We start from the raw sequence: 20,616 nt of genomic DNA, 5'->3' as shown, positions 1-20,616 counted from the left end.
TGCCTTTCTCATTCGGGGTGGGCACTGCCGTCGGTCAGCAGCGCGGTGAGCAGTTGCTTGAGCCAGGCGCGGGCGTTGTCCACGTCCTTGTCCAGCAGGAGTTGGGTGGTGACGCCGTCGTACGCGGCGACCACCGCGTGGGCGGCGGAGTCGGTGTCGCCGAGGACGGCGGGCAGGGCGGTGTGGCCGCGGGTCCGGGCCAGCCGGTCGGCGATCGCACCGCGCAGTCTGGACCGGTGCTCCAGCAGGGTCTGGGCGACGACCGGGTCACGGGCGGCGTGCACCAGGAAGTCGGTCTTCACCTGGAGCCAGTCGAGGTCGAGGAGCAGTACCTCGGTGACCCGGTCCACGGAGGCCGGTACGTCCAGGTCGGGCCCGTCCCCGGCAAGGGCCTCGGCGACCTGCCGGGCGATGAGGTCGGCGCGTTCCCGGTAGAGCGCGAAGAACAGCTCGTCCAGGGTGGCGAAGTTGGAGTAGAAGGCTCCCCGGCTGTAGCCGGCGGCGTCGCAGACCTCCTCGATGGAGACCCGGCCGAAGCCCTTGGCGGCGAACACCGCGAAGGCGGCGTCGAGCAGCCTGGCCCGTGTGCGGCCCCGACGCCGGGTGACCCGCGCATCCGCCATGACGCACCTCCGTTCGATGCGTGAATGTATCGGATACATCGATGTATCGAAAGAGCAGGGCAACCCAGGCTGCCACGCATGATCACCGAACATACTTTCGATTAAGGCGTACGCTGTCGGTATGACCGCGCACCACCTCCAGGGCTCCCTCTTCGACCAGACGACAGAGCCGCGCCTCGACTCCCTGACCGGCATCGGCCGCACCCGCCTCGACGCGGGGGCCTGGATCGACGTACTGCCCGGCTGGCTCGCCGGATCGGACGCGCTGTTCGAACACCTGGCGAGCGAGGTCCCGTGGCACGCCGAGCGCCGCAAGATGTACGACAACGTCGTCGCCGTACCGCGCCTGCTGGCGTTCTACGACGCGGACGACGAACTCCCCCACCCGGTGCTGGAGGAGGCGCGCCTGGCGCTGTCCGCGCACTACGCGCAGGAGTTGGGCGAGCCCTTCGTCACCGCCGGTCTGTGCCACTACCGCGACGGCCGGGACAGCGTCGCCTGGCACGGCGACCGGATCGGCCGCGGCGCCCGGGAGGACACGATGGTCGCGATCCTCTCCGTGGGCTCCCCGCGCGATCTGCTGCTGCGCCCGGCCGGCGGGGGCGAGACGGTACGGCGCCCGCTGGGGCACGGCGACCTGATCGTGATGGGCGGCTCCTGCCAGCGGACCTGGGAACACTGCATCCCCAAGTCGTCCCGCGCCGCCGGCCCGCGGATCAGCGTCCAGTTCCGCCCTCGCGGAGTGCGGTGAAGGACGGCGGTGAAGGGGCGCCGAAACGGAGTCGTCGATACCCGTAGTCATACCCCTGAGGGGTATGTACGTTGGTGGCCATGACGAACCCACCGGAACCCGTGCCCGCGGCCGCGGCCGCGACCCGGCCCGTGGTCCTGCGCCGCTGGCCCACCCTGGCGGCGGTCGCGGCGACCGCGCTGATCAGCTTCGGCATGGAGGACGGCGTCGACCTGGCGCCCGCGCTCGCGGCCTCCGCCTTCGTCTACTTCGGCGCCGCCGCGCTGCGCAGGGCCTCGACGTCCTGGCCGCTGTTCTTCGCGGCCTGCGTCGTGATCTTCGCGACGGAACTGCTGGGCGGCGGCGAGGTCGACCCGACCTGGGTCCTGCTCGCGCTCGCCGCCCCGCTGCCGGCGTACGCAACTCGGCCCGGCGCGCTGGACGCGCCCGGCGGACTGCCCCTCCAGGTCGCCGCGATGGTCGCCTTCGGCGGCGCGGCCGCCCTAGCGCTGGGCCTGGGCGGCGACGCGGCCGCGTACCTGGTGGCCGGCGGGCTGCTCGGCCACGCGCTCTGGGACGCCCGGCACCACCGGATCGACCAGGTCGTGGTCCGCCCCTACGCCGAGTTCTGTCTGGTGCTCGACGTCCTCGTCGCCGCGGCCATCGTGATCGTGACGCTCAACGGCTGAACCCCGCCCTCCGCATCCTCCCGTCGGTCTGCTTTGCTGTCCCCCATGCAGGCAGACGTACGGCAAGTGGCGGACGGCACCTACCTGGTGCACGGCAGCAACACCAACTGGGTCATCCTCACCGAAGGGGACGCCGTCACGCTGATCGACACCGGCTACCCGGGAGACCGTCAGCTGGTCCTGGACTCCCTCGCCGCCGTGGGCAGTTCGCCCGAGGCGGTCACCGCCGTGCTGATCACCCACGCGCACAACGACCACCTGGGCTCCGCCGAGTACCTGCGCTCGACGTACGGCACGCCGATCTATCTGCACGAGGCCGAAGTGCCGCACGCCCGCCGGGAGTTCCTCCAGCAGGTGACCATCGGTCAGATCCTGAAGAACGTCTGGCGGCCCGGTGTCCTGCCCTGGACGGTGCACGCGCTGCGGTCCGGCGGCACCGAGCAGCACCCGGTCACCGCTCCGGAGGCGTTCCCGGCCGCCGTCGGCCCGCTCGACCTGCCCGGCCGGCCCGTGCCTGTGCACACCCCCGGCCACACCGACGGCCACGCGGTCTTCCATCTCCCGGAGGCGGGGATCGTCGTCTCCGGGGACGCCCTGGTGAGCGGGCACCCGACCTCGCGGCTGCAGGGGCCGCAGCTGCTGCCGGACATGTTCCACCACGAGCGCGCCCGTGCGGTGGCGTCGCTGGACGTGATCGAGGGGCTGACGGCCGACCTGCTGCTGCCCGGACACGGCCCGGTGCACCAGGGCTCCGTGAAGGAGGCGGCGCGGCAGGCCCGCGAACGCGCCGTCTAAGGTCTAGCCATGGCTTTGCAGATCAGCGCCACCAACCCGGAGCACCCGGCACTCCTGCTGGAGCTGCCCTGGCACCTCCCCCTGGAGGAGTGGCCCGAGGAGGTTCTCGTCCCCCTGCCGCGAGGCATCTCCCGCCACGTGGTGCGCTACGCGCAGGCCGGCGACGAGGTCATCGCCGTCAAGGAGCTCGCCGAACGGCCCGCGCTGCGCGAGTACGAGCTGCTGCGCGACCTGGACCGGCTCGGCATCCCCGCCGTCGACCCGCTGGCCGTGCTCACCGGCCGCGCCGACGGGGCCGGCGAACCGCTGGAGTCGGTGCTGGTCACCCGGCACCTGGGCGGTTCGATGCCGTACCGGTCGATGTTCGAGACGACGATGCGGCCGGCGACCATGCACCGGCTGATGGACGCCCTCGCCGTGCTGCTGGTGCGGCTGCACCTGGCCGGGTTCGCGTGGGGCGACTGCTCGCTGTCCAACACGCTGTTCCGACGGGACGCGGGCGCCTACGCCGCCTACCTCGTCGACGCCGAGACCGGCGATCTGCACTCCCGGCTGAGCCCCGGCCAGCGCGAGTACGACCTCGACCTCGCCCGTGTCAACATCAGCGGCGAGCTGCTCGACCTGGAGGCGTCCGGGGCGCTGCACCCGTCGGTGGACGCGATCGAGTTCGGCACCGAGATCTGCGCCCGCTACGGGGCGCTGTGGGACGAGCTGACCCACACCTCGGTCTACCCGGCGGGCAAGTACCACTACATCGAGCGCCGGATCCGCCGGCTCAACGAGCTCGGCTTCGACGTCGCCGAGATGCAGATCCAGCACTCCTCCAACGGCGACTCGGTCACCTTCGTGCCGAAGGTCGTCGACGCCGGTCACCACCAGCGCCAGCTGCTGCGCCTGACCGGCCTGGACACCGAGGAGAACCAGGCCCGGCGGCTGCTGAACGACCTGGAGAGCTGGATGGCCACCCAGGACGACTACGCCCCGGGCGACCCCCTCGCGGCCCGCCCGGAGGTGCTGGCGCACCGCTGGGTGCGGGACGTCTTCCGGCCCACCGTGCGCGCGGTGCCCCTGGAGCTGCGCGGCTCCATGGACGCCGCGGAGATCTACCACGAGCTCCTGGAGCACCGCTGGTACCTGTCGGAGCGCGCGCAGCACGACATCGGGCTCGACACGGCGGTCGAGGCGTACATCAGGAACATCCTGCCCAAGGCGCGGGAGACCCTGGAGCCGACCGTTCCCGAGTGAGCCGGTCGGCGGGGCGGTGCTGTGCCTGTGGTGTGCGTCAGTCGTGGGGCACGACGGCGACGGGGCAGTCCGCGTGGTGCAGGACGCCGTGCGCCACGGAGCCGATCCGGGCGCCCACGGCCGTGCGTCGGGCGCGCCGGCCGACCACCATCAGCTGCGCCCGCCCGGCGACCGACAGCAGTACCTGTCCCGCGCTGCCCATCTCCACGTGCTCCACCACCGGCACGTCGGGGAACCGCTCCCGCCACGGCTCGAGCGCCTCGGCCAGCGCCTTCTTCTCGTACGGCTCCAGGCCGCCGGCCTCGTCGAGGAGCTTCATCGAGCCGGGGCTGTAGGCGAACACCGGCGGCAGCGTCCAGGCCCGCACGGCGCGCACGCTCGCGCCGCGGGCGGCCGCCGTCTCGAAGGCGAGGCGCAGGGCGGGGGCGCTGTCGTCCGCATCGCCCTGCTGGCCGACGACGATCTCGTGCCCGGCCGCCTCGGCGGACGGCTGGTCACCGGCCCGGACCAGCACGACCGGGCGGGCGGCCTCGGCGATCACCTGCTGGCCGACCGAGCCGAGCAGGAACCCGACGACCGCCGCGTGCCCGCGTGAGCCGAGCACCAGCAGCTCCGCGTCGGCCGCGGCGGCGACCAGCGTCTCGACCGGGCCGCCCTCCCGGACCTCGGTGGTGACGGTCAGTCCCGGGTGCCGCTCGGCGACCGTCGCGACCGACTGCTCGGCCGCCTCCCGCACCCAGCGCTCCTGTACGTCCCGGTCCGCCACCTCGGCCGCCGCGTTCGGCTGGAACCGCCAGGCGTGCACCACCCGCAGTTCCAGGTCGCGCCGGACGGCCTCGCGGGCCGCCCAGGAGAGTGCCGCGAGGCTCTCGTCCGTTCCGTCGACCCCTGCCGTGATCGGGCCCGTCATCCCGCCGCCTCCTTGTGTCGAACTCACAACCGTCGGGCCCAGTCTTCACTACGCTGCCGACATGGCCTTGGAGTGGGAGCAGGTGGTCGTCGACTCGGCCGATCCGGTGGCGCTGGGGCGCTGGTGGGCCGCGGCCCTCGGGTGGGTCGTGATCAACGCCGCCGTCGACGAGTACGAGATCAGGCCGGCGCAGAACCATCTCCCCGGTCTGATCTTCGTACCGGTCCCGGAGGGCAAGTCGGTCAAGAACCGGCTCCACCTGGACTTCCGCCCGGACGACCAGGATGCCGAGGTGGCCCGGCTGCTGTCCCTGGGCGCGCGCCACACGGACGTCGGCCAGGGCGAGCGGTCCTGGGTGACGCTGGCCGATCCCGAGGGGAACGAGTTCTGCGTGCTGCGGGCACGGCAGCGACCCTGACCGGGCCGCGCCCGGCACTGTGCCAGGAGTGCACGATCTGCGGCTGTGTGCGGCTGTCCTGGGCGAACCGCCGCGATCGAACATACGATGGGCGAAGTCGGCGCGGGGGTTCGCCGCGCGCCGTGGGACGAGCACCGACCGCTCTCGGGGTGGGAGACGTATGGCACAGGCCGCCGATACCGCGCGGACCGTCATCCTGACCGTGGACGACGACCCGGGGGTGTCCCGTGCCGTCGCCCGCGATCTGCGGCGCCGTTACGGCGCCTCGTACCGGATCGTGCGCGCCGAGTCCGGGGAGTCCGCGCTGGAGGCGCTGCGCGAGCTGAAGCTGCGCGGCGACCTGGTGGCCGTCATCCTGGCCGACTACCGGATGCCGCAGATGAACGGCATCGAGTTCCTCGAGCAGGCCCTGGACGTGTATCCGGGCGCCCGGCGCGTCCTGCTGACCGCGTACGCGGACACGAGCGCGGCGATCGACGCAATTAACGTCGTCGACCTCGACCACTATCTGCTGAAGCCGTGGGACCCGCCGGAGGAGAAGCTCTACCCGGTCCTGGACGACCTGCTGGAGGCCTGGCGCTGCAGCGACCACCGGCCGGTGCCCGCCACGAAGGTGGTCGGACACCGCTGGTCGGCGCGCTCCTCGGACGTGCGGGAGTTCCTGGCCCGCAACCAGGTGCCCTACCGCTGGTACTCCGCCGACGAGCCCGAGGGGCAGCGGCTGCTGGCCGCCGCCGAAGTCGACGGGCAGCGGCTGCCGCTGGTGATCACCGCGGAGGGCACAGCCCTGGTCGAGCCGGACGCGCCCGAACTGGCCGCGCACGTGGGGCTGGCGACGACGCCCACGGCCGAGTTCTACGACCTCGTGGTGATCGGCGGCGGTCCGGCGGGGCTCGGCGCGGCCGTGTACGGGGCCTCCGAGGGGCTGCGGACCGTGCTCGTGGAGCGGTCCGCGACCGGCGGACAGGCCGGGCAGAGCTCGCGGATCGAGAACTACCTGGGCTTCCCCGACGGCGTGTCCGGGGCCCAGCTCACCGAGCGGGCGCGGCGGCAGGCCGCCAAGTTCGGCGCGGAGATCCTCACCGCGCGCGAGGTGACCGGTCTCGAGGTCAACGGGTCCGCGCGGGTCGTCCGCTTCTCGGACGGCTCGGCGGTGGCCGCGCACAGCGTGATCCTCGCGACCGGCGTGTCCTACCGGCAGTTGGCCGCGCCCGGCTGCGACGACCTCACCGGCTGCGGGGTGTTCTACGGCTCGGCGCTCACCGAGGCCGCCGCCTGCCAGGGGCACGACGTGTACATCGTCGGCGGCGCCAACTCGGCCGGACAGGCGGCGATGTATCTGGCGAAGGGCGCCAAGTCCGTCACGCTGCTGGTGCGCGGCGAGTCCCTGTCGGCGTCGATGTCGTACTACCTGATCCAGCAGATCGAAGAGGCGCCCAACATCTCGGTGCGCCCCGGCACGGTCGTCGAGGCCGCGCACGGGGAGGGGCACCTGGAGCAGCTGACGCTGCGGGACCTGGCGAGCGGGGAGACCGAACTCGTCGACGCGCAGTGGATGTTCGTGTTCATCGGCGCGGCCCCGCTGACCGACTGGCTGGACGACACGGTGCTGCGCGACGGGCGCGGGTTCATCCTCGCCGGTCCCGATCTCACACCGGACGGGCGGCCGCCGGCGAGCTGGGAGCTGGACCGGCCGCCCTACCACCTGGAGACCAACATTCCCGGCGTGTTCGTGGCCGGAGACGCGCGCGCCGAGTCCGCCAAGCGCGTCGCGTCCGCCGTCGGAGAGGGAGCCATGGCCGTGATGCTCGTCCACCGGTATCTGGAGCAGTCATGAGCGGGCAGCTGATGCCGTGCAGCCCGGGCGAGATCAGCTCGCTCTTCCTGTTCGAGAAGCTCTCCCCCGAGCAGCTCGGACGGCTGTGCGGCGAGGGGCGGGTGGAGCGGTTCGAACCCGGTCCCGTGTACACCGAGGGCGATCCGGCGACCTGCTTCTACGTGATGATCGAGGGCACGGTCGTGCTCTACCGCCGGGTCGGCGGGGACGACGTCGAGGTCAGCCGGACCTCCCAGCGGGGGGTCTACGCCGGGGCCATGCAGGCGTACCTGGGCGACCAGGTGCCGCAGGTCTACAACAACACGATGCGGGTGACCGAGCAGACCCGGTTCTTCGTGCTGCCCGCGCAGTCGTTCTCGAACATCATGCGCGAGTGGTTCCCGATGGCGTCCCACCTGCTGGAGGGGCTGTTCTTCGGCTCGAAGAACACCCAGCGCGCCATCGGCCAGCGGGAGCGGCTGCTGGCCCTGGGCTCGTTGTCGGCGGGTCTCACGCACGAGCTGAACAACCCGGCCGCGGCGGCGGTGCGGGCCACGGCCACCCTGCGGGAGCGGGTGGCGAAGATGCGGCACAAGCTCGCCGTGATCGCCTCCGGCGCCTACGATCCGGAGGACCTGACCCGGCTGATCGAGATCCAGGAGCGCACGGCCGAACTCGTCGCGAAGGCACCGGTGCTGAGCCCGCTGGAGGCCTCCGACCGGGAGGACGCCCTGACCGACTGGCTGGACGACCACGACATCCCCGAGGGGTGGCGGATCGCACCGACCTTCGTGCAGGCCGGACTCGACGCCGACTGGCTGGAGCAGGTCGCGGCGGCCGTGCCCGAGGACATCCTCCCCGGCGCGATCGGCTGGCTCAACTACACCGTCGAGACCGAGCTGTTGATGGACGAGATCGACGACTCCACCAACCGCATCTCGCACCTCGTCGACGCCGCCAAGCAGTACTCGCAGCTCGACCGCGCCCCCTACCGGGTCGTCGACGTGCACGAACTCCTCGACAGCACCCTGCTGATGCTGTCCGGCAAGATCGGGCAGCGCATCGAGGTCGTCAAGGACTACGACCGGAGCCTCCCACCGATCCCGGCCTACCCGGCCGAGCTCAACCAGGTGTGGACGAACCTCGTCGACAACGCCGTCTTCGCCGTCGACAGCACGGGCGGGGAAGGCACGTTGACCGTGCGGACGGCGCGCGAGGGCGACCGGCTGCTGGTGGAGTTCCGGGACACCGGACCCGGCATCCCGCCGGACATCCGCAGCCGCATCTTCGACCCGTTCTTCACCACCAAGCCGGTGGGCGAGGGCACCGGTCTCGGCCTGGACATCTCCTGGCGGATCGTCGTCAACAAGCATCACGGCAGCCTGCACGTCGAGTCCGCGCCGGGCGACACCCGCTTCCAGGTCCTGCTGCCGCTGACCGCCCCCGACCCCGAGAACGACCAGGACCCCGAGCCCGCCGAGGAGCCCGTATGACCGACACAGACGCCATTCGTCCGGACGTCCCGCCCAGCGGCGCCGGGTGCGCCGACTGCGACGCCGTGGGCGGCTGGTGGTTCCATCTGCGGCGCTGCGCGACCTGCGGGCACGTCGGCTGCTGCGACTCCTCGCCCGCGCAGCACGCCACCGCGCACTACAAGGCGACCGGGCATCCCCTGGTGCGCAGCTTCGAGCCGGGCGAGGAGTGGTTCTGGGACTACTCCGGCGACGAGCTGTACGAGTCCGGACCGGAGCTGGCCCCTCCGGTGAGCCACCCCGCGGACCAGCCCGTGCCGGGACCGGCGGGGCGGGTGCCCCAGGACTGGACCCAGTCGCTGAACCGCTGACCGCGGGCCGCTGGCCGCTGAACCACAGAGCCGCCGAACCGCCGAACCGCCGGGCGGGAAAGTCGTCGGCAGGGCTCCGTTCCTGGTCGTGGGCCGTGTTGTCGGTGGCGCGTGCCAGGATGGAGCCGTGTCGCAGACCGTGTTCGCCACCCCGTTCATCGGCCGGGAAGAAGAGCTCGCCCGGCTCTCGCTTGTGCTGGAGCGCGCCCAGGGCGGTGAGGCACGCGCGGTGCTGGTCGCCGGGGACGCCGGAGTGGGCAAGACCCGCATGCTCGACGAGATCGCGGCACGGGCCTCGCACTCGGGCATGACCGTGGTCACCGGGCACTGCGTGGACCTCGGCGACGTGGGCCTGCCCTACCTGCCGTTCACGGAGATCCTGGGCGTGCTCGCCGCCGACGAACGGTTCGCCGACGCCCTCGCCGCCCACCCGGTGGTCGACCGGCTGCTGGGCGCGGGGACGGACGCGTCGCGAGGGGACGTGGGCGGGCGGCTCAGGCTGTTCGAGGGGCTGGCCGCGCTGCTCGCCGACCTGTCGGAGGTCACGCCGCTGCTGCTCGTCCTGGAGGACCTGCACTGGGCCGACCAGTCCTCCCGGGATCTGCTGCGCTTCCTCCTCAGCCGGGGCTTCCTGCAGCGGCCGGCCGGCAACGGCTCCGGTCACCGGCTGGCGGTGCTGGCCTCGTACCGCGCGGACGACCTGCACCGCCGGCATCCGCTGCGTCCGCTGCTGGCCGAGCTGGTGCGGCTGTCGGCCGTGGACCGGCTGGAGTTGCGCCCGCTGGCGGACGCCGAGGTGGCCCGTCTGGTGCGCGCCCTGGAGGACCGTCCGCTGCCCGAGGCCACGGTGCGCCGGATCGTGGAACGCGCGGAGGGCAACGCCTTCTACGCGGAGGAACTGCTCGCGGCCACCGACGCCGAGCCCGGCGGAATGCCCAGCGGGCTGGCCGACCTCCTGCTCATCCGCGTCGAGCAACTCCCCGACACGGCCCAGCAGGTGCTGCGCACCGCCGCCGTCGCCGGCCGACGCGTGGAGCACGACCTGCTGCGGGACGCGGTGGGGCTCCCCGAGGACGAACTGGAGTCGGCCCTGCGGGAGGCCGTGGGCCGGCAGCTGCTGGTCGCGGGCGACGACGGCGCCTACGCCTTCCGGCACGCCCTCGCGCGCGAGGCGGTCTACGCCGATCTGCTCCCCGGCGAGAGGTCGCGGCTGCACGGCGCGTTCGCCCGCCTGCTGGCCGACCGGGGCCACCGCGCCGAGACCGCCGCGGAGCGCGCCCACCACTACCGCGAGAGCCATGACCTGGGCGAGGCCCTCGCCGCCTCCCTGGAGGCCGCCGACCACGCCCACCGCGTCGGGGCGCCCGCCGAGGAACTGCGCCATCTGGAAGCCGTCCTCGGCCTCTGGGAGTCGGTGCCCGCCCCCGCCCTGCCGTCGGGCGAGGGGAGCGACCGGGTCGCGCTGATGCTGCGCGCCTCGGCGGCGGCAGCGCACGCCGGGGACGTGCACCGCGCGGTCTCGTTGACCCGGGCCGCGCTCGCCGGCGTCGGCCAGGACACCGACTCCGAACTCGCCGCACGCGTGCGGTACACGCTCGCCGGCGTGCTCATGAACGTGGACAGCCTGACGGCCGCGTTCGCCTACAGCAGCGAGGCGCTGGCGATGATCCCGGCCGAACCGCCGTCGCCGACCTGGGTGTGGGCCGCCGCCACCCATGTCCTGGCGGCGCGGCACGTCGGCGACAACGAGACCGCGCTGCGTGTCGCCCACCGGGCGCTGGCCGTCGCCGAGCAGCTCGATCTGACGGACGCGCGCGCCGACCTGCTGGTCTCGCTGGCCAACCTGGAGGGCGAGGGCCGCCGCTCCCCGGAGGCCCGCGCGCGCCTTCAGGAAGCTCGTGAGCTGGCCCGTCGCGCGGGCAACGCCCCGGTGGAGATGCGGGCCCTGTTCACCCTCGCCATCGGCGCCTACGAGGCCGGGGAGCTGGCGGAGTGTCTGCCCTGGCTCGCCGAGGGCCTGGAGCGCGCCCGCCGCGCGGGGCTGCTGTCCTCGCCGTATCCGCTGGAGATGCGCTATCTCCAACTGCTGGTGCTCTACACGCTGGGCCGCTGGGACGAATGCCTGCGGACGGCGACGACCGATCTGGCGGTGCTGCCGTCGTCGGCGGGGTTCGCGATGGGTCCCGCCCTGTACGTGGCTCTCGCGCGCGGCGAGAAGGACGTCGTCGAGCGGGCCAGGGCCCTGTCGGAGAGACCCTTCGACTGGATGGCGGCGCTCGTCGCGGGTGTGGTCCTGACCGACGCGGCCGCGTTGAGCGGCGACGCCGAGGCGGCGGTGGCCCAGTTGCGGTCCTCGATCGAGTCCCTCATAGACGACGCGGGATCGCGTCCGGACGTCACGGTCCGGCTCACCGCGCTCACCCTCACCGCGGTGGCCGACGCGGCCGCCGGGGCACGGCTCACCGGTGACGAGTCGGCGGCCCGCCGCTGGTCGGCCGTGGCGAGCGAACTCCTGGAACCGGCCCGGGCGGTGGCCCGGCACGGCCAGACCGGCGTGCCGCAGGGCCCGGAGGGGCGCGCCTGGCTAGCCCGCGCCGAGGCAGAGTGGGCGTGGGCCACCACGGGACCGGACCCGGCGGCCTGGGAGGCGACGGTGGCCGCGTTCGACTTCGGCGACGTGTACGAGCTCGCCCGGTGCCGACTGCGGTACGCGCAGGCCCTGCTGGCGGCCGACCGGCGCGAGGAGGCGGCCGCCGAGGCCCGCGCCGCCCGGGAGACGGCCGTACGGCTGGGCGCCGCGCCGCTGCTGGAGCGGGCGGACGCGTTCATCCGGCGCGGGCGGCTCGCGCCGAACCCGTCGTCCGCCGCCGGGGACCGCTCGGTCACGCTGACGGCCCGGGAGCAGGACGTGCTGCGGCTGCTCGCGCTCGGCCGCAGCAACCGGCAGATCGGCGAGGAACTGTTCATCAGCGGCAAGACGGCGAGCGTCCACGTCTCCAACATCCTCGCCAAGCTCGGCGCGGCGAGCCGCACGGAGGCCGTGGCGATCGCCCATCGAGAACAACTCCTCGAACCGGCGCCCGGCGCGTCGGACTGATCCGATCAAGTCCGGGGCCGGCTGCACCGGCCGACCGCCGGCCCACAGCCAGGCGGGCCCGGCACCGCGAATCGGCCGCGCCCCTGCTCCGGGAACCCTCGGGGCCCGCGGCAGGCCCACGGCAGGGCCCGACCACCGGTCCGGCCACCGGACTCCCTGGGGCGGTGGCCGGGCGCGTCCGGGGGCGGCGGCGCCGACCGGCCGCAGGCCCTCGACCCCGACCGCACGGCCCCCAGCCAGGCGGTCCCGGCACCGCCGACCGGCCGCCCCCTGCTCCGGGAACCCTCGGGGCGTGCGGCCCGTTGTCCGGGCAGGCCCGCGGCGGGGCCTGTACCACGACACCAGGACGGCAGGATGAGCGAGTTGGTCCCCGGGGGCAACCTGCCCCTCCCCGGCGGCGCCCTGGCCGTCCGGGTACCCGGCCCCTTCGACGTCTGCGCGCTCGTGACCGACGACAGCGGCCGCGTCCGGGGCGACGCCGACTTCGTGTTCTACAACCAGCCGACGGCGCCGGGGGCCCGGCTCCAGGGCGACACACTGACGCTGGAACCCGGCAGGCTGCGGGCCGGCGCCACCCGCGTCACGGTGGTCGTCAGCGCCGCCGAGCCGGGCACGCCCCTGGCCCGGCTGCCCGTTCCCACGCTCCAGGTCACCGACCCGCAGGGCCGCGCGCTGGCCCGGTTCACACCGCCGCCCTCACAACAGGAGACGGTCCTGCTGCTGGCGGAGGTCTACCGGCGGGGCGGCGGCTGGAAGCTGCGGGCGCTCGGCCAGGGGTACGCGGACGGACTGGCGGGCCTGGCCAGGGACTTCGGGGTGGACGTCCTGGCGGACGACACGGCGACCACGGCAGCCGGCCGGGCCGCTGCCGACCCACAGCGCGACGGTCGCGCGCGGGACGTCGGCCGACCGCAGCGGCAGCCTGCGGCCCCCGCGCCGCCCGGCCCCGCCGCCGGTGGCCGGCCGCCCTCCGTCCCGCACGCACGCCCGGCCCCACCGCCCGACTCCGCACCCGGCCCCCGTGGCGTCCGCTCCGGCATCCCGCCCGCGCGTCCCGCCTCACCCCGGGTGCCACCCGACCCCGACGGCGTCCTCTCCCTGGTCAACTCCGCCCGCGCCGCCGCCGGTTCGCCGGCCGTCGCGCTGGACGCACGGCTCGCCTCGGCCGCCGCGGGGCATGCCGCCGCCATGGCCGCGGCCGGGCGCCTGGGCGTAGAGGGCCGGGACGGCGTCTCGCTCCACCAGCGGGTCACAGCCGCCGGATACCGGTATCTCGCCGTGGGCGAGCACCTGGTCTCCGGTCCCCGGACGCCCGCCGAGTTCATCGACTACTGCCTGCGCACCGACCAGGCCCGCCGCACCCTGCTCGAACCGGCGTTCACCCATACCGCCCTGGCGCATGTCACCGACCGCGGCGGCACCGCCTACTGGACCGCCGTGTGGGCGAGTCCGCTCACCACGGAGGGACTGGCCCGGACGGCCGCCGAGGTCGTCGATCTCACCAACCGCGAGCGGGCCCGGGCCGGGCTGCGCCCGCTCGCCGTCGACCGGCTGCTCACCACCGCCGCCCAGGCGTACAGCGCGGACATGGCGGCGCGCGCCTTCTACTCCCACACCTCGCCCGAGGGAAGCCAGCCGTGGGACCGGGCCGCGGCCGCGGGCAGCACCCGGCGGACCATCGGCGAGAACATCGCCTGCGGCCAGCGCTCCGCCGCCGAGGTGATGGACGGCTGGATGAACAGCCCAGGTCACCGGGCCAACATCCTCAAGCCCGCCTTCACCCACATAGGCGTCGGCTTCGCGGGCGGCGGCCCGTCGGGCACGTACTGGACCCAGCTCTTCGGCGCCTGACCCGCCCCTGCCCCGACCTGCCCCGACCTGCAGCGATACTGATGGCGCAACCGGAAAGAAGGGTGACTGCCATGATCGGCATCACGGACATCGAAGCCGCCGCCGAGCGGATCGCCGGACATGTGGTCCGTACGCCGACCGTGCCCAGCCCGGGGCTGACCGCCCTGCTCGGTGTCCCCGTGACCGCGAAGCTGGAGCTCCTGCAGCGCACCGGTTCGTTCAAGGCGCGCGGGGCGACGGCGAAGCTGTTGTCGTTGAGCGAGGCCGAGCGGGCCGCCGGGGTCGTGGCGGTGAGCGGCGGGAACCACGGGATCGCGCTCGCGGTCATGGCGGCGGCGCTGGATGTGAAGGCCACGGTCGTGATGCCGCGTTCGGCGCCCGCCCGTGCCGTGGAGATCGCGGAGGCGGCCGGCGCCTCGCTACGGCTCACCGACACCATGGACGGCGCGTTCGCGCTGGCGGAGCGGTTGCGGGACGAGGGCTTCACGCTGGTGCACCCGTTCGACGATCCGATGGTCGTCGCCGGGCAGGGCACGGTCGGCCTGGAGTTGGCCGCCGACGCCGATGAGCTGACGGACGTACTGGTCAGCGTCGGGGGCGGCGGACTGATCGCCGGTGTCGCCGCGGCCCTGCGCGCCCGCCGCCCGGACCTGCGGATCTGGGGCGTGGAGACCGAGGGCGCGCAGGCGATGTCGGAGGCGTTGGCGGCGGGCGGGCCGGTCCAGGTGGCGCTGTCGTCGATCGTCTCCACTCTCAGCGCGCCCAGCGTCTCGCAGTTGACGTACGACCATGTCTCCGCCCTGGTCACCGAGGTGCTGGTGGTTCCCGACCGGGAGGCCGTGCGGGGTTCCATGGAGCTCGCCGAGCACGCCAAGCTGTGGACCGAACCGGCGGCCGGCTGTCTCCTGCCCGCGGCCCGGGAGGTCGTGGCGCGGGTGGGCGACGGCGCGCGGCTGGGACTGGTGGTCTGCGGGGGCAACGCGACGATCGCGGACATGATGGCTTGGACGGATCGGTTCGGGCTGCGCTGAGGCGGCTCGGCCGCGTTGGGGAAATCCGTCGGAAGGGCCTCCGAGCAGGATTGGGCCGTCGCCGAGAAGGTCGTTTTCGAGATCCTCAATGAGCCTCGACAGACCCTCTTACCGCTGGTTACACCGCAGGACGGACCCCGGTCACGAACCCCCGACAAGCCCCGGCAATTCCCTTTTCTCATACATACACTCGCCGAAACCGTCGCACTGAATCGACGGCTCTTTGAATGAAAGACAGAAATCACGACGGAGTTGCCGCCCAATTGAACGGACCCCCTCGCGTCGGTCGTACCACTGGGAAAGGTGGGTACCAGCGGTTCAGCGAGGGATGACCATGGTCAAGACGCAAGTCTCCGCGCACGAGTTGGTCGCCGGGAGGTACCGGCTGCTCGACGTCGTTCACCGGGAGACGAACCGCGTCAGCTGGTACGGCGAGTACGTCGAGGACACCGGGGCGGCCCGGCCGTGCCTGGTCACCAGGATCGGGCTGCCCGTCGAGCAGGCCGAGGAAAGGGCCCGCCAGGCCGCCGACCGGGTGCTGCGCGTGTCGGAGACGATGGCCGGCCTGTGCCCGGGCCGGATCGCCGCGGTCGTCGACGCCGTGCAGGAGGAGGGCTCCCTGTGGACCGTCACCGAGTGGATCGACGGCCTGCCGCTGAGTCAACTCCTGTCGCAGAAGGGCACGTTCAGCACCGCCAAGGCCGCGTCGATCGGGCTGCAGCTGCTCGAAGTGCTCGAGGCCGCACACGATCAGGGCATCACCCACGGCGAGCTGAGCCCCGGCCAGGTCTTCCTGCGGACCGGGGGCCCGCTCGTGCTCACCGGGTTCGGACTGGCGGGCGCGACGCTGGCGCCGCGCGTGGCGGCGCCGTCGTACGCCTCTCCCGAGCAGGCCCGTGACGAGCGGATCGGTCCGGCGGCCGACATGTGGGCGCTGGGCGCGATGCTCTACGCGATGGTCGAGGGGCGGCCGCCGTACCGTGATCGGGACCGGCCCGAGAGCACGCTGAAGGGGGTGGACCGGCTGCCGCTGCGCACCCCGCTGCGGGCCGGTTCGCTCGCCCCGACCGTGCAGGGACTGCTGCGCAAGGACTCCCGGGAGCGGCTGACCCGGACGGTCGTACGCCAGTCCCTCACCCGGGTGCTGGACGAGGATCCGCACTCCGCGGCCCCCGCGCCCCGGTTACAGCGGGTCCGCGCCGCCGCCCAGTACGTCGGCCCGCAGTGGAGCGGCCGGGCCATGGCGGCCGGGACGGCGCTGGCCGTCGTCACCGTGGCGGTCGCCGCCCTCGCCGTGACCCACCAGCTGCCCGGCACCGAGGAGACGTCGGCGAGCGGCGCACAGTCCACGCCGTCCACGCCCGCCACGGCGCCCGGTGCGGACTCCGCCGAAAGAGGCACCGCGACGGCGCTCCCGACGCCGACCCCGACCGCGCCGAGCGGTTCGTCCCCGAGCGCGCCCGCGAGCTCCTCCCCGTCGCCCTCCGCCTCCGCCGGCGGTCTCCCGGCCGGTTACCGCGTGTACCGGGCGTCCGAGGGGTTCTCGGTCGCGCTGCCCAAGGGCTGGAAGCGGCTGGAGACCGCGAACGGGGCCGACAACTCGTACCGCGTCACCTTCGGGGCGGCCGGCGATCCGCGCACCCTCGCGGTGACCTACAGCGAGAGCGCCGGACCGGACCCGGTCGCCGTCTGGCGGGACGACGTCGAGCCCAATCTGAAGAAGGACGCCGGTTTTCAGCGGATCGGCGCGATCGCGCCGACGACGTATCTGGGGTACAAGGCCGCCGACATGGAGTGGCTCGTGGACGCCGACGGCACACAGGTGCGTACCTTCGGGCGCGGTTTCCTCCTCGGCGGGCACCGCAGCTTCTCCCTGCGCTGGACCACGCCTGTCGCGGACTGGGACGACGACGCCAGCGAGGAGGCCCTGGACACGTTCCTGGCGACCTTCCGGCCGGGTTCGGCGAACTGACCGAGGTGAGCGGCGCGGCGCGCACAGCGGGCCGCCGTGCCGTGGCCCGCTGTCCCAGTAGGCTGCCGGTCTGCACTTTCGCAGTGCGGATCCCATGCCCAGCAGCCCGCGAAGGAGAGTCATCCCGTGACCCTGGCGATCGACCTGCCCGAGACGTCCGGCGAGGACTTCGTCGTCGTGCCCCTGTCCGACCTCGTGGCGCGGGACGCGCGCGAGTTCGGCGGCTATGCGCGCACCGGCGGGTGGGCCTTCGGTCTGATGGTGGCGCGCAGCGTCCGGCCGGGCGGGCAGAGCGCGGACGAGACGCCGAAGGTGTCGGCGAAGGAGTTCGCCGAACTGGCCGGCTGCTCCCCCGAGCGCGTGATGCGCTACTACAAGGCCTGGGACCGGGCCGCCGACGACGGTCTCGTCCCGCACTTCGAGGAGCTGGCGCCGGGCCAGGAGGTCGAGCTGCCGGACGCCGACGTGTGGCTGACGTTCTATGTCTCCCGTTCCAGCGCGACCTCCGAGCGCGGCGCTGCGATCGCGGAGGCCGCCGAGGCGGAGGGCATCCGCCCGACGAAGGCGCTGGAGGTCGCGGAGAACCCCACCGCCCTGCGCGCCGCGATCCTCGCCGACCCCTCGACCGCCCGCGCGGCCCGCGCCGCCCTGCTGGACCGCATCAAGGAGGACCCCGACCTCCAGACCGAGCTGGCCCGGGACGTCGTGCGCACCGACGATCTGAAGAAGGCCGTGGCCAGCGAGAGCCGCTCGGCCGACCGGATCGGGTACGTGCGTCAGATCGCCGAGTCCGGTCAGATCAAGACGCCCGCCGGGCAGACCGTGGACGCGCCGGTCGAGCTGCGCCAGGAGGCCGAACGGCATCTGTCGCTGCTCGACGAGCTGGACGACGGCGAGGACGCCGGCGAGTGGGCGACCGAGGCCTACGACACGATGAAGAACCTGGTCGTCGAGACGGTGGAGGCCGATCCCGAACTGCGCGTCCAGGAGCGGCGGACGAAGTTCTACAGCAGCCTGTCGAGGGCGACGAAGGTGTTCGAGGAGCTGACCTTCGACGACGCGCAGGAGTTCTACGAGGACGACATGGTGCAGCAGTTGGAGGAACTCCAGCAGGCGATCGGCAGCTGTATCTCCGCGCTGCGCGGTGCGCGCGGCAACGCATCCGGGGCTGAGTAGCCGTACTCATGCCACCGCCCGGCGCGCGGCCCGACGATGGGGGCTCCTAAGACGTTCATCTTTCAAGGAGCGCCCCGATGTCCGCTGTACGTCCCGCACCGCGCAGTTCTCTGCCCGTAGTGTGCGCCGGGCTGGTGGTCGTGGGCCTGGCCCTGTCGGCCTGGCACGCCTACGACCCGACCACCTGGCTCCTGGAGACGGTGTGGGCGCTGGTGGGTCTGCCGGTGATCGTGCTGACCTGGCGGCGCTTCCCGCTCACGGGTCTGCTGTGCTGTCTGCTCGCGTTCCATGCGCTGGTGCTGGCGCTGGGCGGCCACTACACGTACGCGCGGGTGCCGCTCGGCGACTGGGCGCGGGACACGTTCGGCCTGGAGCGCAATCCGTACGACCGGTTCGGCCATCTCATGCAGGGGTTCGTGCCGGCGATCCTGGTGCGGGAGTTGCTCAGCCGTACGTCGCCGCTGCGCGGCAGCCGTTGGCTGGCCCCGCTGACCGTGTGCGCGTGTCTGGCGTTCAGCGCGGTGTTCGAGATGTTCGAGTGGGCGGCGGCCGTGATCGGCGGTCAGGCGGCGGACGCGTTCCTGGCCACCCAGGGCGATGTGTGGGACACGCAGTGGGACATGTTCTGCGCGCTCGTCGGCGCCACGGTCTCGGTGCTGCTGCTGAGCCGGGTCCACGACCGACAGCTCGCCGCACTGCCCGCCGCCCGCACCGGCGCCGAGGCCGACACCGGCGTCACTCTGTCGTATGGCGCCACCGGGTCCACAACGGCAGCGCGAACCAGCACAGTCCGTACCACATGACCACGCCGGCGACCAGCCACGGCACGTAGTCGTCGTCCGTGGCCACCCGCAGGACCAGCAGCAGCGAGGACGTCATGGTGGCGAGCAGCAGCAGGAGACCGACGAAGGTCAGCCGGGACGCCCACCGCACCGCCTGCGCTTTCACCCGGCGTCCGGAGACCAGGCGGTGCAGGGAGACGGGACCGATGAGGGCGCCGGTCGCACAGGCGCCCAGGACGACGGTCACGATGTAGATGACCTGGTCGGTGTCGCGCAGATCCGCGTAACGCGGGGTGAACACGACCGTCAGGAGGAAGCCGAAGAGGATCTGGACGCCTGTCTGGGCGATGCGGATCTCCTGGGTGATCTCCCCCCACATCCGGTCGGCTCTCTCCTCCTCGGTCTCGTCGCGCCCCCTGCGTTCCTCGGCTCCCGCCGCCGTGTCCGTCACGTGGCCTCCTCTGCCCGGTGCGAGCGACCTTCGGTCCTCTCCCCCGGCCGAGTACCCCGCGGGCGGCGATCCTCCCGCGATCACTGCCCCGGTCGGCCTACCAGCGTCCCTCGACCTGCTCCTTCACGCGCCGGTCGTAGAGGTCGCGCACGGCCGCCAGCGTCGTGTCGGAGAGCTCCGGAAGCTTGGCGGCGGCCGCGTTGGCCCGGGCCTGCTCGGGCGAGCGGGCGCCCGGGATCACCGTGGTCACGCCGGGCTGCTGAATGATCCAGCGCAGCGCCAGCTGGGCCGGGGTGTACCCCTCGGGGGCGAGGGCCGCGAACTCGACGGCTGCCTCGACGCCGGTGGCGTAGTCGACGCCGGAGAAGGTCTCGCCCTGGTCGAAGGACTCGCCGTGCCGGTTGTAGGTGCGGTGGTCGTTCTCCGGGAAGACGGTGTCCTTGGTGTACTTGCCGGAGAGCAGGCCGGAGGCGAGCGGGACCCGGGCGATGATGCCGACGCCCGCCGCGCGAGCCGCCGGAAGCACCTCGTACAGGGGCTTCAGCCGGAACGGGTTGAGGATGATCTGCACGCTCGCCACGCCCGGCCGGGCGATCGCGGTGAGGGCCTCGGCACAGGTCTCGACGCTGACGCCGTAACGCGCGATGCGCTCCTCCTCGACGAGCGTGTCGAGCGCGTCGAACACCTCGTCGCTGGAGTAGACGGGGGTGGGCGGGCAGTGCAGCTGGACCAGGTCGATACGGTCGACGCCGAGGTTGCGGCGGGAGCGGTCGTTCCAGGCGCGGAAGTTGTCCAGGACGTAGTTCTCGGGGATCTGGTCGAGGCGGCGGCCCATCTTGGTGGCGACCAGCACATGCAGATCGGGCCGGCCGGCGAGGAAGGCGGCGATGGTCTGCTCGCTGCGTCCGTCGCCGTAGACGTCGGCGGTGTCGAAGAAGGTCACTCCCGACTCGGCAGCCGCCTCCAGAACCGCCAGGGCCTCCTTGTCGTCGACGTCTCCCCAGTCGGCCCCCAACTGCCAGGTGCCGAGACCGACGACGGATGCGTGCTGACCAGACCTACCGAATTCGCGCTCGTCCATGGCGTCAGTCTGTCATCCGCCGTGGCGTGGTGCGGAACGGGCCGCTCCGGGGCCGCCACCTGTGAATCGTTCACTCACAAGGGTGATGCCGTTCGACACACGGGCC

At 73.0% G+C, this 20,616-nt stretch carries 18 protein-coding genes; 14 read left to right on the top strand and 4 right to left on the bottom strand.

Translation table 11 applies throughout. From position 1 onward, the window contains the following. Positions 1-8: 8 nt before the first annotated feature. Positions 9-623 (bottom strand): helix-turn-helix domain-containing protein, encoded by a 615-nt coding sequence (locus tag ABZ725_RS33230; RefSeq protein ID WP_358806188.1) that lies wholly within the window; start codon positions 621-623, stop codon positions 9-11. 121 nt (positions 624-744) lie between these two features. On the opposite strand from ABZ725_RS33230, the gene ABZ725_RS33225 reads away from it, so the two are divergent. The 4 genes from ABZ725_RS33225 to ABZ725_RS33210 all read left to right on the top strand — a co-directional run bounded on the left by ABZ725_RS33225 (position 745) and on the right by ABZ725_RS33210 (position 4,082). Next, a complete protein-coding gene (locus tag ABZ725_RS33225; protein ID WP_358806187.1) occupies positions 745-1,374 on the top strand; it encodes an alpha-ketoglutarate-dependent dioxygenase AlkB in 630 nt (209 codons plus the stop codon). Positions 1,375-1,454: 80 nt separating this feature from the next. Further along, positions 1,455-2,042: a hypothetical protein gene (locus ABZ725_RS33220; protein ID WP_358806186.1), complete on the top strand. Its 588-nt coding sequence runs from the start codon at positions 1,455-1,457 to the stop codon at positions 2,040-2,042. Positions 2,043-2,087: 45 nt separating this feature from the next. Next, positions 2,088-2,837, top strand: coding sequence for an MBL fold metallo-hydrolase (locus ABZ725_RS33215; protein ID WP_358806185.1), 750 nt, complete (start codon positions 2,088-2,090; stop codon positions 2,835-2,837). Positions 2,838-2,846: 9 nt separating this feature from the next. Next, positions 2,847-4,082, top strand: a complete 1,236-nt coding sequence (locus ABZ725_RS33210) for a DUF4032 domain-containing protein (RefSeq protein WP_351909724.1) — start codon at positions 2,847-2,849, stop codon at positions 4,080-4,082. Between the two features lie 37 nt (positions 4,083-4,119). On the opposite strand, the gene ABZ725_RS33205 is transcribed toward ABZ725_RS33210, so the two are convergent. Beyond that, the gene (locus tag ABZ725_RS33205; protein ID WP_358806184.1) at positions 4,120-4,992 is read right to left on the bottom strand and encodes a universal stress protein; all 873 of its coding nucleotides are present in this window, start codon (positions 4,990-4,992) and stop codon (positions 4,120-4,122) included. A gap of 61 nt (positions 4,993-5,053) precedes the next feature. Here ABZ725_RS33205 and ABZ725_RS33200 point away from each other — a divergent pair, with 61 nt between their 5' ends. From ABZ725_RS33200 to ABZ725_RS33155, 10 genes are all read left to right on the top strand, one after another. Then, on the top strand, positions 5,054-5,410 hold the full coding sequence (locus tag ABZ725_RS33200) for a VOC family protein (RefSeq protein ID WP_358806183.1): 357 nt from the start codon (positions 5,054-5,056) through the stop codon (positions 5,408-5,410). Between the two features lie 160 nt (positions 5,411-5,570). Beyond that, entirely contained in the window at positions 5,571-7,247 is a 1,677-nt protein-coding gene (locus tag ABZ725_RS33195) for an FAD-dependent oxidoreductase (RefSeq protein ID WP_358806182.1), read from the top strand. Continuing rightward, positions 7,244-8,719 (top strand): ATP-binding protein, encoded by a 1,476-nt coding sequence (locus tag ABZ725_RS33190; RefSeq protein ID WP_358806181.1) that lies wholly within the window; start codon positions 7,244-7,246, stop codon positions 8,717-8,719. Before ABZ725_RS33195 ends, ABZ725_RS33190 begins: the two co-directional genes overlap by 4 nt. After that, on the top strand, positions 8,716-9,069 hold the full coding sequence (locus tag ABZ725_RS33185) for a UBP-type zinc finger domain-containing protein (protein WP_351909734.1): 354 nt from the start codon (positions 8,716-8,718) through the stop codon (positions 9,067-9,069). Before ABZ725_RS33190 ends, ABZ725_RS33185 begins: the two co-directional genes overlap by 4 nt. A 127-nt stretch (positions 9,070-9,196) precedes the next feature. Further along, on the top strand, positions 9,197-12,166 hold the full coding sequence (locus ABZ725_RS33180; protein ID WP_358806180.1) for an AAA family ATPase: 2,970 nt from the start codon (positions 9,197-9,199) through the stop codon (positions 12,164-12,166). Positions 12,167-12,520: 354 nt separating this feature from the next. Beyond that, complete coding sequence (locus ABZ725_RS33175; protein WP_358806179.1) at positions 12,521-14,017, top strand: CAP domain-containing protein; 1,497 nt, start codon at positions 12,521-12,523, stop codon at positions 14,015-14,017. A gap of 71 nt (positions 14,018-14,088) precedes the next feature. After that, the gene (locus tag ABZ725_RS33170; RefSeq protein WP_351909740.1) at positions 14,089-15,048 is read left to right on the top strand and encodes a threonine/serine dehydratase; all 960 of its coding nucleotides are present in this window, start codon (positions 14,089-14,091) and stop codon (positions 15,046-15,048) included. A 328-nt stretch (positions 15,049-15,376) separates the two neighbouring features. Continuing rightward, complete coding sequence (locus tag ABZ725_RS33165) at positions 15,377-17,020, top strand: serine/threonine-protein kinase (RefSeq protein ID WP_358806178.1); 1,644 nt, start codon at positions 15,377-15,379, stop codon at positions 17,018-17,020. A gap of 132 nt (positions 17,021-17,152) precedes the next feature. Continuing rightward, positions 17,153-18,196: a hypothetical protein gene (locus ABZ725_RS33160; protein ID WP_358806225.1), complete on the top strand. Its 1,044-nt coding sequence runs from the start codon at positions 17,153-17,155 to the stop codon at positions 18,194-18,196. Between the two features lie 77 nt (positions 18,197-18,273). Beyond that, entirely contained in the window at positions 18,274-18,999 is a 726-nt protein-coding gene (locus ABZ725_RS33155) for a DUF2238 domain-containing protein (protein WP_358806177.1), read from the top strand. Here the strand turns inward: ABZ725_RS33155 and ABZ725_RS33150 are convergent. Both ABZ725_RS33150 and ABZ725_RS33145 read right to left on the bottom strand, forming a co-directional pair. Next, positions 18,932-19,357: a DUF6328 family protein gene (locus tag ABZ725_RS33150; protein ID WP_358806224.1), complete on the bottom strand. Its 426-nt coding sequence runs from the start codon at positions 19,355-19,357 to the stop codon at positions 18,932-18,934. The two genes, ABZ725_RS33155 and ABZ725_RS33150, sit on opposite strands and share 68 nt — an antisense overlap. A gap of 169 nt (positions 19,358-19,526) precedes the next feature. Then, positions 19,527-20,510, bottom strand: a complete 984-nt coding sequence (locus ABZ725_RS33145; protein WP_358806176.1) for an aldo/keto reductase — start codon at positions 20,508-20,510, stop codon at positions 19,527-19,529. Positions 20,511-20,616 lie beyond the last annotated feature (106 nt).

This window comes from Streptomyces sp. NPDC006872 (genome assembly GCF_040635845.1).
Taxonomy (GTDB): domain Bacteria; phylum Actinomycetota; class Actinomycetes; order Streptomycetales; family Streptomycetaceae; genus Streptomyces.
This window is presented reverse-complemented; position numbering and strand designations above follow the sequence as displayed.